Source organism: Tardiphaga sp. GW822-FHT04G09 (assembly GCF_058800725.1).
This window is the reverse complement of sequence record NZ_JBXAMO010000013.1, coordinates 21,702-34,191: the sequence shown is the minus strand read 5'-3', so window position 1 is coordinate 34,191 and position 12,490 is coordinate 21,702. Positions and strand designations below refer to the sequence as shown.

The window sequence follows — 12,490 nt, the reverse complement described above, 5'->3', positions numbered from 1 at the left end:
TGCTTTCGTCCTATGAGATGAGTTCGACTGTTCGGTCGCGGGAGGCGGATTGGCAGATGACCACCATGTAACGATCATATCGCGGCTGGCCATCGATCGAGTGCCATTTTGGCGATGGAGAGCAGTTCGTTGATCGTAGCGCCGTCGCGCGCCTGAACGGACATGCCTTCCATGACCGTATTGATGAATTTGCCTAGCACGGCGGGATCGGTGTTGGCCGCAAGCTCGCCCTGCGCGGCGCCGCGTTGCAGACGCTCGATCAGGAAGGCCTCCGCCGCGATACGCTTGTCGCGCAGCAGGCATTCGATGGCGGCGGACGCCGGCGAAACGGCTGCCGCTGCCGAATACATGAAGCAGCCGGCCGGCGTTCCAGGTTCCGAGAATGATGACGCCGCTCGTTCCAGCAGGCCTTTGACGGCCTCGTAGGTGGACAACGCCGGATCGTTGATGGGTGCATAGAGGTGGACGCTGAACGTCGCGGCGTAGCGCTCGATCACCGCCGCAAACAGCCCCGCCTTGTTGTCAAACGCTGCATAGAGACTGGCGGCGGCGACGCCAGTCTCCGTCACCAGATCGGCCATCGATGTCGCCTCGTAGCCGCGCTGCCAGAACAGCCGCACCGCCTTGTCGAGCGCAGCGTCAGTGTCGAACACACGAGGGCGACCTGCGCGGCGACGGGCTTTCGTCTCTGTCATCTCTGGTGCACGATATGGAACAATCGATAAATAATATCTTGAAACTGGTGGTCCGCTCCCTTACAGAACGATCATTCAATAATCAAGGAGTCTCCAATGAGCCGCATCGTCCGTATCCACGAATATGGCGACGCCAGCGTCCTCAGGATTGAAGATGTGGCAGTCCCCGCGCCCGCGGCCGACGAAGTGCAGATCGCGGTGAAGGCGATAGGCATAAACCGCGCCGAGGTGATGTTCCGCAACCATGCCTACCTTCAGGAAGCCGAGTTCCCGAGCCGCCTTGGCTATGAGGCTGCCGGCACTGTCGTTACGGTCGGCGCGGACGTGACCGGGTTTGCGGAAGGCGAAGCCGTCAGCGTTATCCCCCCGCTCGATATCGCGCGCTGGGGCACTTATGGCGAGGTCGCCAACGTGCCCGCCCGCCTCGTCGTCAAGCATCCGGCGGGGCTGTCGTTCGAGGAAGCGGCGGCCGTGTGGATGCAGTATGTCACCGCCTGGGGTGCGCTGGTGGAGCAGGCGAAACTCGGCGAGGGCGATTTCGTCATCGTCACTGCTGCCTCCAGCAGCGTCGGCCTTGCTGCCTTCCAGATTGCGCGGATGGTCGGCGCGACGGTAATCGCGACGACGCGTACCGGCGCCAAGCGCCAGGCCCTGATCGATGCCGGTGCACATCATGTCGTCGCGACCGGGGAAGAGGATCTGGTAGCGAGAGTGATGGAGATAACCGATGGTCAGGGTGCGCGCGTGGTGCTCGATCCGGTCGGAGGCCCGTCGTTCGAGCCGCTGACCGAGAGCATGGCACGCGGCGGCATCCTGCTCGAATATGGCGCGCTCAGCGGCGAACCGACGCCGTTCCCGTTGTTCTCCGTGCTGGGCAAGAGCCTCACGCTCAAGGGGTATCTCTACAGCGAGATCGTCTCGGACGATGCCGCCCTCGATCGCGCCAAGGCGTTCATCGTGGCGGGTCTGGAATCGGGCGCGCTGAAGCCGCGGATCGCGCGCACTTTCCCGCTCGACGCCATCCAGGACGCTCACCGCTTCCTCGAATCGAACGACCAGATCGGCAAGGTCGTCGTTACGGTCTGACCGGCATACCGGGGGGAGTGAGCGATCGCTCCCCCTTCCCCGACAGAGGATCGGACCCTCGGCGCCCATGCCAAGGCTGCTCGTGGCGCAGACTTGAGAGCATGACCGGAACCTCGCCCGATTAGAAAACGCCCGGCTCTGTGCAGGATTGAAACTCCCCCCCTGTATAGTATGCTGGAGCGATTTCTCGGGAAAACGCGATGCCACATTCATCAGAGGACAAGAAGCGAGCCATCACACGCTTGCGGCGTATCAAGGGTCAGGCGGACGCTCTGGAACGCGCGATCGAAGCGGGGGCCGATTGCGCTCCCCTGCTGCAGCAAATTGTCGCCATGCGTGGTGCGACAAATGGACTGATGGCAGAAGTGATGCAGAGTCATCTCAGGGAAACATTCGGTGCGGGCGCAGATCGGGCCGTCGGAGGCGCAGGTGGCGATCACGATGACGGCGTGGAGGGCGTAATGAAGATTCTGCGCACTTATCTTAAATGACAATTTCAGGCTCATTTTCTTGCCCGTGTTCTCCCGCACTTAGAAGCCAGCCCCTGCTGCCTTCTCTGGTTTGAGATCCTCGTTAGGACACCTCTTGTATACTGCTAGGGAGTATTTAAAGATACTCCCTGCCAGTATGAGAATGTCGACGAATTTGCGCTGACGCAACGGCCTCGCACCAGCAATCGGTTTAACTCAACGAGGGTATCCCAACATGAAATCTCGCGCCGCTGTAGCCTTCGAGGCGGGCAAGCCACTCGAAATCGTCGAGATCGATGTCGCCCCACCCCGGAAAGGCGAAGTCCTCATACGGGTGACGCACACCGGTGTGTGCCACACCGACGCGTACACGCTGGCGGGGAGTGATCCGGAGGGTGTTTTCCCGGTGGTTCTGGGCCACGAGGGCGCGGGCATCGTTGTCGAGGTCGGTGAAGGCGTCACCAGCGTCGGGCCGGGCGATCACGTGATTCCGCTCTACACCGCCGAGTGCGGCAAGTGCGACTTCTGCCTGTCGGGCAAGACCAACCTGTGCGTCGCTGTCCGCGAAACGCAGGGCAAGGGCTTGATGCCCGATGGGACCACCCGCTTTTCGTACAATGGTCAGCCCCTCTATCATTACATGGGCTGTTCAACCTTCAGTGAATATACTGTCGTCGCCGAAGTCTCGCTCGCCAAGATCAATCCCGAGGCAAACCCCGAACATGTCTGCCTGCTCGGCTGCGGCGTCACGACCGGCATCGGCGCAGTCCACAATACCGCCAAGGTCCAGCCCGGAGACTCGGTCGCCGTGTTCGGCCTCGGCGGCATCGGCCTCGCGGCGATTCAGGGTGCGCGCCAGGCGAAGGCGGGTCGCATCATCGCCATCGACACCAATCCGTCCAAGTTCGAGCTGGCACGCCAGTTCGGTGCGACCGAGTGCATCAACCCCAAGGACCATGACAAGCCCATCCAGCAAGTGCTGATCGAGATGACGGGCTGGGGCATCGATCATACCTTCGAGTGCATCGGCAACGTCCACGTCATGCGCGCCGCGCTCGAATCAGCGCACCGTGGCTGGGGTCAGTCGATCGTGATTGGCGTTGCCGGCGCGGGCGAGGAAATCTCCGCCCGCCCATTCCAGCTCGTCACGGGCCGCGTATGGAAGGGGTCCGCTTTCGGTGGCGTCAAGGGACGGACACAGCTCCCCGGCATGGTCGAGGACGCGATGAGAGGCGATATCGATCTGGCCCCATTCGTAACCCACACGATGGGCTTGGAGGAGATCAACGAGGCCTTCGCACTGATGCACGAAGGCAAGTCGATCCGCACGGTCATTCACTACTGACCCGCCGATCCGAAGCGGCGCGAGGCGCTCGGATCGACAACTCGGCCGTCATCATGGCCCGACCCTGGCCATGATGAAGCGCGCTCTGGCAAATGGGCAACGCGTCGCGATGCGGTAACAAGCGCCGAAGTGCGGTCGTTACATGCCGATAGCGGCACGGACCAGGGCCGCCTGGCCCAGGCGCTTACCAGCGGAGTGTGTGTGGCCTCGTCGCGACCCAACGGGAAAATGGTTTTGTCGTAACCTTTGTCTAATGCTGGAAAAGTATTTCAAAGGTGCCGAACATCGGGCCAGCCTGGCCGTTGGATGTATTGAGTCGGAAATGCATTCATCTGTTACCCGACTGTGATGAACCACGGGCCGCACGGGCGTATAGGGCGGGAAGACTGAATTGAAGAGCAAGGATATTCACGCGACGACGCCGGCCACCGATCATGGGCATACGGGGCCGCCCGCTTGCGTGCAGGTTCGCGGCGCGCGCCAGAATAACCTCAAAAATATTGACGTCGATGTACCGCGCGACGCCTTCGTGGTGTTCACCGGCATATCGGGCTCGGGCAAGTCATCGCTCGCGTTCGGCACCCTTTATGCCGAAGCCCAGCGGCGTTATCTGGAATCGGTTGCGCCCTATGCCCGTCGCCTGATCGACCAGGCCGGCGTGCCGGAGGTCGACGCGATCGACGGTTTGCCGCCTGCGGTCGCGTTGCAGCAGCAGCGCGGCTCGGCCAACGCGCGATCCTCGGTCGGCAGCGTGACGACGCTCTCCAGCCTGGTGCGGATGCTCTATTCGCGCGTCGGCGAATATCCGCGCCATCAACCCATGCTCTATGCGGAGGATTTCTCCCCCAACACGGTAGCGGGGGCCTGCGCGACCTGCCACGGCATCGGCCGCGTATATGACGCGACCGAAGAGACGATGGTTCCTGACGACAGCCTCACCATTCGCGATCGAGCGATCGCCGCCTGGCCGGCCGCCTGGCATGGCCAGAACCTGCGCGATATCCTCGTTTCGCTCGGCTATGACGTCGATACGCCGTGGCGCGACCTGCGGAAAAAGGATCGCGACTGGATCCTCTTCACTGAAGAGGCGCCGACGGTGCCGGTCTATGCGGGCCTGACGCCCGAACAGACCCGGACGGCGCTCAAGCACCGCATGGAGCCGAGCTACCAGGGCACCTTCACCGGCGCGCGCCGCTATGTGCTGGAAACCTTCGCCAACACTAAAAGCGCGCTGATGAAGAAGCGCGTCTCGCAATATATCATCGGCCGCGATTGCCCGACCTGCGACGGCAAGCGCCTGAAGCGCGAAGCCCTGTCGGTTAAATTCGCCGGCCTCGACATTGCCGAGTTCGGCGACCTGACGGTGCTCAAGCTGAAGGACTTGCTGATGCCCGTCGCGCATGGCGCGTATGGGGCGGTCTCTGCCCCCTCAAAGGGCCATGTTCTGGAAAAAGCGGCCCGCGATGCAGCGGTCGAGCAACGGGTTGCGGCGGGCGGCTCTGCGCACAAGAGCGCGCCCGACGTACGCCGCACGCCCAATCTCTCCGACGAGAAGCGGATCGCCGCCCAACGCCTTGCCTGCGAATTGATCGAGCGGCTAGAGCCGCTGATCGATCTTGGCCTTGGCTACATTTCGCTCGACCGCAGCACGCCGACGCTCTCCTCCGGAGAGCTGCAGCGCTTGCGGCTTGCCGCGCAATTGTCGTCACAGCTTTTCGGCGTGGTCTATGTGCTTGACGAGCCTTCGGCAGGGTTGCACCCGGCAGATGGCGAAGCCTTGCTCACCATCCTCGAGCGTCTCAAGGCGGCGGGCAACTCCCTGTTCGTCGTCGAACATGATCTCGACGTGATCCGCCGCGCGGAATGGCTCGTCGATGTCGGCCCAGGAGCCGGGGAAAAGAGCGGTGAAGTCCTCTACAGCGGGCCGATAGAGGGGCTTGCCGACGTCGAGACTTCGATCACCCGCCGCTACCTGTTCGCAGAGCCGCTCCGCAGTGAGCGCACACCGCGCGATCCCAAGGCGTGGCTACGCCTGGAAGGGATCAGGCGGAACAATCTCCATGGTCTCGACGTCGAGTTTCCCATCGGCTGCTTCACCGCTGTCACCGGCGTTTCGGGATCGGGCAAATCCAGTCTTGTCAGTCAGGCGCTGCCCGAGCTCGTCACGGAACACCTCGGCGGCGCCCCCGTGGCCGAGGAGGAGGATATCGATCCGCTGCTCGATGTTGCGCAGAACGACACTGAAGGACGCATTGTCGCAGGCATGGAGCATGTTCGCAGGCTGGTGCGGGTCGATCAGAAACCGATCGGCCGCACGCCGCGCTCGAACCTATCTACCTACAGCGGCATGTTCGACCATGTGCGACGGATCTTCGCTGATACGCCGCTCGCCCGCCGGCGACACTACAGCCCGGGAAGGTTCTCGTTCAACGTCGCGCAAGGCCGCTGCCCTGTGTGCGAGGGCGAGGGATACGTCATGGTGGAGCTGCTGTTCCTGCCGAGCGTTTTTGCCCCGTGCTCGACCTGTCATGGCTCTCGCTACAACCCGCAAACGCTCGAAGTCGAATGGAAAGGGCGCAATATCGCCCAGGTGCTCGAACTGACGGTCGACGATGCGTGCGATTTCTTCGCTGGCGAGGCATCTGTGATGCGCTCCCTCGCCGTGTTGCGGGAGATCGGTCTTGGCTATCTGAGGCTCGGTCAGCCGGCGACCGAGCTGTCTGGCGGGGAGGCGCAGCGCATCAAGCTGGCGACTGAACTGCAACGCGCTCAACGCGGCAACACGATCTACATCCTCGACGAGCCAACTTCGGGGCTTCACCCCTCCGATGGCGACCGGCTGATGCAACACCTGCAGGGACTCGTAGACGCCGGCAATACCGTCGTAGTCGTCGAACATGACATGCGCGCCATCACACAGGCGGACTGGATTATCGACCTGGGACCGGGGGCCGGGGAAGACGGGGGCCGTATCGTTGCCAGCGGCGTCCCTGGCGTCGTTGCGGAAGCGGAAGGCAGTCTCACCGCCCGCTATCTCAAGGCGGCGCTGTAGGTCGTAAATCTGGCCGAACGCACGTTCCATCAGGTGCATCTCAACCACACGTTGGAATGGGTCGAATCTGGAAGCGGGAGCCGGCGGTGTGTCACCGCGGTTGACGCGGCTTAGGGTTTGAGTGCCCGTCAGGTGCGCCGTGTTCGTGTGATACGCGGCGTGGCGTACGGCCAATCGCTGGCCATCCGCCACGCTTGCTTTGTGCGGACCTTCTCCAGGGAGAGGGCCCTCACATTCGTCGAAACGCCCCGTCTTAATTCCCTGCTGCGAGCGCTGCGCCCACACCTTCTGCGATTTCCTCAACGAGTTTGGCACAGAAGGCGGGCAAATCATTGGGATCGCGGCTGGTAACAAGGCCGTTGTCGACCACGACTTCCTCATTGGTCCATGCACCGCCGGCGTTCTCGATATCGACCTTCAGCGTCGGGTAGGACGTCAAGGTGCGACCCTCAAGCACGCCCGCCTCGATCAATGTCCAGGGTGCATGGCATATAGCCGCAACAGGTTTTTTCTGATCGAAGAAAGCCCGGATGAAAGCAATTGCCTCGACGCTGCCGCGCAGCTTGTCGGCACCGACAGTCCCCCCGGGCACAACAAGTCCGTCGAAATCGTCGGCTTTGACCTCGGAAAACGTCTTGTCGATAGTGTAGCTGCCGCCCTCGTCAAGATCGCTATTGACTGTGCGAGCCTTGCCCGGTTCAAAACTGACCACGGTCACTTTGCCACCAGCGTCCTCGACAGCTTGCTTGGGCTTCGAGAATTCTGGTTCTTCCGTCCCGCGAGGTGCGATCAGAATGGCAACTGATTTGCCTTCCAAAGTCATAATTTATTTCCTATTCCGTCGAAGGCTAAAGTCAGGTGCCCGGCTTGAGCACGACCTTCGTCCAACCAGCATCGCGCTCGTCGAAATGCTTGTAGGCGTCTGGTGCCTGATCAAGCGGCAGTCGGTGCGAGATGATTTGGGCAGGATTGGCCCGGCCTTGCTCGATAAGCTTCATCAGTCGCCGGTTATAGTGCTTTACATTGCACTGGCCGGTGCCGATCTTCTGGCCCTTGAACCAGAAGTTGCCGAAGTCGAAAGCCATCTTGCCTTCCTTCTGGAGATCGTCGGGCGCGTTCGGGTCTTCCGGAATGAACACGCCGACGACGCCGATTCCGCCGGTGGCCTTCGTGCTTTTGACGAGGCAGTTCATCGTGTAATTGCTGCGCTCCTTGCCGTGGCGATCGCAACACTGATACCCGACCGCCTCGACCCCCCGGTCGGTCCCGAGGCCGCCGGTCGCGTCAAGGATCTGCTGGGCGGGATCGCCCTTGCGCATGTCGATCGGAATAGCGCCCATCGCCTCGGCCAGTTTCAGGCGGTCATCGTGAGAATCGACCACGAAGATCTGAGAGGCACCGCGGATTTCGGCTGAGTGCGCGGCCATTAAACCGACCGGACCGGCGCCGTAGATCGCGATGCTTTCGCCAGGCAGGAAACCTGACAGTTCGACGCCATGCCAACCCGTCGGGAAGATGTCGGAGAGCATGACATAGTCATCCTCCTTTTCCTCAGCGTCCTCAGGCAGCTTCAGACAATTGAAGTCCGCATAAGGAACGCGCATCAACTCGGCCTGACCGCCTTGCCACGGACCCATCTCGGCAAAGCCATACGCTGCGCCAGCGGTTCCTGGGTTGGTCGTGAGGCAAAAACCCGTCAAACCGCGTTCGCAATTTTCGCAGAAACCGCAACCGACGTTGAACGGCATGCACACGCGATCGCCCTTCTTGATACGATCTACGGCAGCGCCGACTTCGATGACCTCGCCAAGGTTTTCGTGACCGAAGACCCTGCCCTTCTCGAAGCTGGTACGGCCCTCATACATATGAAGGTCCGACCCGCAGATATTGGACGTGGTCAGCCGGATGATAACATCAGTCTGCTTTTCGATTTTGGGATCATCGATGGTATTGACGGAAACATCTTTGGGCCCGTTGTACACGACAGCTTTCACGGATCTTTTCCTTTCAAAGCTCTTCTCAACGCGTCATTAAAACGAGAGCTTGGTGATGGTCCGGTCCATCGCAACGGCGGACGACATCGCACCCTTCCAAGTGATCTCAGTTTCCTGAACCTTCTGCTACCTGAGAGGTTCCTTCCCGTAGAGCCATCCTGGGATCGAATCACGGCGGTTTTCTGAATGACTGGGCCAGAACGGCCGAATATCGCGCCAAATTGATGTGCCCAAGAATCTCCCGCGGACCAATGGCGCCGTTACGTCGCGACACATCAACGGCGCCTTATCAGTGAATTTAGAGGTGTGATAAGCGCAAAAGACAAGGCCATCCACTACCGCGGATGGCCTGTCGTATTCATTTATTCATTTCCCGATTCGGCCGGGCCATCCATTCCGGATGGAAACACGAGCCTTACCCTGCAGTCAAACGGCAGCTTATGGTGCCGACCGCTCCGCTATTTCGCGGCGAGCAGGGTGAACTTGTGAATCTGCGGCGGTTCAGAAAACAGTTCTTCTGCCTTGTCCATCAGTGCGGCGGCAACCTTGCCGTCTAGATGGGCCTGCCGATCCTCCTCTGTGTCGAACGTATCGAAGATCGCGTACGCACCGGGACCTTCCTCGATCGCATACCAGGTCAGAGTGCCCGCCTCAGCTTGAACGAGCGGCAATGCCGAGGTCAGGAAATTGGCGACATCGCGCTCTTTTCCGGGCTTGGCCTTCAGTGGTACATACAGGGCAAGTTTGGGCATAAACGACTCCTCAAGTGAAACGGACATATATTATTCGGCAAAGTAACGGACAAGGGGGCCGGTACGTTCCCCATGAGGCGGAGCAGACGCGGCCCCGCCTCCTCGTCGAAATCAGAACTGCTGTGCGGTCGGCCGGATGACGATCGCGTTGACGTCGACGTCATCAGGTTGTTCGACAGCGAACGCGATAGCACGCGCCACCGATGCCGCCGGGATGGCCTGCTTGTAGAAGTCCAGCACCGTCTCGGCAGCCGCGCCAGAGGTCGTGAACTTCAAATCGCTTTCGACAGCTCCAGGCTCGATTGACGTGACCCGGACCTTTTCCCCCACCTCGTGGCGCAAGCCCTCGCTGATCGCGCTGACGGCGAACTTGGTGCCGGAGTAGACCGTGCCGCCCGGTGCGAAGACCTTGATGCCCGCAACCGAGCTCAAGTTGATGATGTGACCGCTGCCCTGCTCGAGAAAACCGGGAAGGGCAGCCGCGATGCCGTAGAGCGTACCCTTCAGATTGACGTCGATCATCTGGTCCCACTCGTCGGTGTTGACCTCGGCCATCGGACGGATCGGCATCAGCCCGGCGTTGTTGATCAGCACGTCGAGGCGGCCGAAGTCGGCAATGATTGCGGCGACGACGGACTGGACCGCCGATTTGTCGGTCACGTCCAGCGCGTAGCTACGTGCCGTGCCGCCAATTGCGGCGATGTCCGCGACGACCTCGTCGAGCCTGTCCTTGCGCCGCGCGGCGATGGCCACCTTGGCGCCGCGTTCCGCGAGAAGACGCGCGGTTTCCGCGCCGATGCCGGTGCTGCCGCCGGTAATGAGAACGACCTTGCCTTCGATACCCTTGGTCATGACTGTATTCCTTCAAGTCAGTTGTTGGAGGGCCAGACGTCTTATCTGGACCTCACACACCCTGATGATTGACAGCGCAATGAAGAGTTACAAACTGCGCTTCTCTGCGGAAAGAGCGATCGGCACGCGCTTGAGAAGCGCCATTTGGGAACAGACGGAAGCATCGTTTGGGCGAGAGTTACTGTCGATGCGATTCGACGTGCCGAACAGACTGCTTGGACTGTAGCGTTAGTTGAAGACATCGGTGCCCGACGCATACTCAAGCAACAGCTCAGTGCAGTCGAAAACGGGGCGGAGATTGCGACGTAGAACTGGTCTATCAGAAAGAATGTCTCGACAATCTCGCCTAATTACAACGCGCTATATGGCCTTCCAAGTGTGGCTCCGCCTCCAACGTTTGAAGATGCCCTCAGTCAAGTAGCCCGGATGATAACCCTGATATGGGACGCGCCATATTCGGCGGGATTCGATATGGATCGTAGTTGGTCTTCGGGGGGGGGAGCCGCGATGAAGAGATTGGCACACCACTGCATGACTGAGGTGGTGAAACTAAGCGGCCCGAGGACTAGTAAGCTCAGCTACGTCGCGGTCATGCACAGAAAAAATGTCGGGTACGCTTCGGCGTCATCGACGTGACGCTTCCTAAGCTCCGATCCGAGATATGCTGCTCGACTTCCGGCAGCTATGACTGAGGTGCCAATAAATGACTTTGTCCTAGTGCTTCGGTTCGAGAGACCGGCAGTGCCGTCTAAGAATTACGATCTCACCCGTTGCCGTGATTGCTTCACCCGATCTTCCGCAGTCCAGTTCTGGAATCGGAGGCGCGTTGAATGCAAATTGAAGATGCCCTAACCAGTCCACACGGGGTCATCCGGCAAGTTTCCTTGCCAGTATCCGCAAAGATTGCTTGACGTCGGGTGCACGCATGCTTGAATTCGGCAATGCGTTACGCGGGGCCGAAGCGGAGCTCGCGCAGGCAGGAAACGCGTCGGCGCTTCTAAAGTCGGCCCGTCTCGGGACGAGTGGCGACGTCCTGAGATAGTGTTTGCGGCCATGCCAGTTCCAGACTCGATCGTGTCGGATTAGAGCGGAGGCCATTTCAAGCCCGTGACTTGACTCTTCGGCCGGGCCGCTACTGATCGCTCAAGATCATCCGACCAGAGGCCCAATTCTACGAGAACATCTTTGGTTTTGTCCGTCGTTTCCGTAATTGACGGATGTCGATCCACGCCGGACAGCACAGGCACGACCGGAACGCGATCCGGGCGAAGATCAGGATGGCGGATGGTATTCTGTTCGTGGGCGAGAGCCTCAAGTGGATCGAGTATCGGCGTCACGCACGCATCCTTATTCTGGAAAAGTTCGCTCCATTCGTCCCGTGACCGAGTTGCGAAGATACGGGTAAAAGTTTCGGTCGTGGATGACCAGGTCGATCGGTCGAGATGATTTGGCAGCGGCTCCGCAAGATCCAGACCTTGCCAGAGGTTATCGAAGAACCGTTGCTCCAAGGCGGCAACGGCGATGAATTTTCCGTCCGCACATCGGTAACATCGATAAAACGGGGCGTTGCCTGCGACTAGTCCGTCTCCGGGCCCCTGCAAAACGGGCTGTCCCCAATCAGGATAATGCATCGCCATCAGGGAGATGCAGCCATCGACCATGGCTGCATCGATATACTGCCCACGATTGGTGCGATCGCGCATGATTAGCGCCTGGAGGATGCCGATGGTTGCAAACAGACTCCCGCCTGCGAAGTCGGCCAGCAGATTTAAGGGGAATGAGGGAACGTCGTCTTTTGGTCCGAATGCGCCGATTGCGCCGGCGATCGCCGCGTAGTTGAGGTCATGACCGGCTTCCTGCGCCATCGGCCCGGATTGTCCATAGCCCGTGAGAGCGCAATAGATCAGGCGAGGATTGATCTCTTGCAAAGCGTCATATCCGAAGCCGAGCCGATCCATCACGCCCGGGCGATAGCCTTCGATCAGAATGTCTGATTGGAGGACAAGACCTTCAAAAGCGAGCTTGCCTTCCGCCGACTTCAGGTCGATCTCGATGAAACGCTTGCCGCGTGCCAGGGCAGCAATGGGAAGGCTACCGGCTCCTCCGCCAACCACAATAACATCAGCCCCCATATCGGCGAGCAACATCGTGCAGTATGGGCCCGGTGCAAGACGGGTGAGGTCGAGGATCCGAAGGCCGTCAAGTGGACGTCCCGCTGATTTCTTTTTCAATTCTGTTGTCATG

Annotated in this window: 10 protein-coding genes; 4 read left to right on the top strand and 6 right to left on the bottom strand. The window is 60.3% G+C overall.

Annotated features, from left to right (window positions below; all coding sequences use genetic code 11):
- Nucleotides 1–74: 74 nt before the first annotated feature.
- Nucleotides 75–653, bottom strand: a complete 579-nt coding sequence (locus AC1RLZ_RS20535; protein WP_493190139.1) for a TetR/AcrR family transcriptional regulator — start codon at nt 651–653, stop codon at nt 75–77.
- A gap of 138 nt (nt 654–791) precedes the next feature.
- Between AC1RLZ_RS20535 and AC1RLZ_RS20530 the strand changes: the two genes are divergently transcribed.
- From AC1RLZ_RS20530 to AC1RLZ_RS20515, 4 genes are all read left to right on the top strand, one after another.
- A complete protein-coding gene (locus tag AC1RLZ_RS20530; protein ID WP_493190138.1) occupies nt 792–1,781 on the top strand; it encodes a zinc-dependent alcohol dehydrogenase family protein in 990 nt (329 codons plus the stop codon).
- Between the two features lie 200 nt (nt 1,782–1,981).
- Nucleotides 1,982–2,272, top strand: a complete 291-nt coding sequence (locus AC1RLZ_RS20525; protein WP_109462186.1) for a metal/formaldehyde-sensitive transcriptional repressor — start codon at nt 1,982–1,984, stop codon at nt 2,270–2,272.
- 214 nt (nt 2,273–2,486) lie between these two features.
- A complete protein-coding gene (locus tag AC1RLZ_RS20520; protein WP_493190137.1) occupies nt 2,487–3,596 on the top strand; it encodes an S-(hydroxymethyl)glutathione dehydrogenase/class III alcohol dehydrogenase in 1,110 nt (369 codons plus the stop codon).
- 391 nt (nt 3,597–3,987) lie between these two features.
- Nucleotides 3,988–6,648 (top strand): excinuclease ABC subunit UvrA, encoded by a 2,661-nt coding sequence (locus tag AC1RLZ_RS20515; protein ID WP_493190136.1) that lies wholly within the window; start codon nt 3,988–3,990, stop codon nt 6,646–6,648.
- 253 nt (nt 6,649–6,901) lie between these two features.
- Here AC1RLZ_RS20515 and AC1RLZ_RS20510 read toward each other — a convergent pair whose 3' ends face one another.
- The 5 genes from AC1RLZ_RS20510 to AC1RLZ_RS20490 all read right to left on the bottom strand — a co-directional run bounded on the left by AC1RLZ_RS20510 (nt 6,902) and on the right by AC1RLZ_RS20490 (nt 12,489).
- On the bottom strand, nt 6,902–7,471 hold the full coding sequence (locus AC1RLZ_RS20510) for a type 1 glutamine amidotransferase domain-containing protein (RefSeq protein ID WP_199556345.1): 570 nt from the start codon (nt 7,469–7,471) through the stop codon (nt 6,902–6,904).
- A 31-nt stretch (nt 7,472–7,502) separates the two neighbouring features.
- Nucleotides 7,503–8,630 (bottom strand): glutathione-independent formaldehyde dehydrogenase, encoded by a 1,128-nt coding sequence (locus tag AC1RLZ_RS20505; protein WP_493190247.1) that lies wholly within the window; start codon nt 8,628–8,630, stop codon nt 7,503–7,505.
- A gap of 470 nt (nt 8,631–9,100) precedes the next feature.
- A complete protein-coding gene (locus tag AC1RLZ_RS20500; RefSeq protein WP_037093999.1) occupies nt 9,101–9,394 on the bottom strand; it encodes a putative quinol monooxygenase in 294 nt (97 codons plus the stop codon).
- 111 nt (nt 9,395–9,505) lie between these two features.
- Nucleotides 9,506–10,246 (bottom strand): SDR family oxidoreductase, encoded by a 741-nt coding sequence (locus AC1RLZ_RS20495; protein ID WP_178823784.1) that lies wholly within the window; start codon nt 10,244–10,246, stop codon nt 9,506–9,508.
- A 1,082-nt stretch (nt 10,247–11,328) separates the two neighbouring features.
- The gene (locus AC1RLZ_RS20490; RefSeq protein ID WP_493190135.1) at nt 11,329–12,489 is read right to left on the bottom strand and encodes a CaiB/BaiF CoA transferase family protein; all 1,161 of its coding nucleotides are present in this window, start codon (nt 12,487–12,489) and stop codon (nt 11,329–11,331) included.
- Nucleotide 12,490 lies beyond the last annotated feature (1 nt).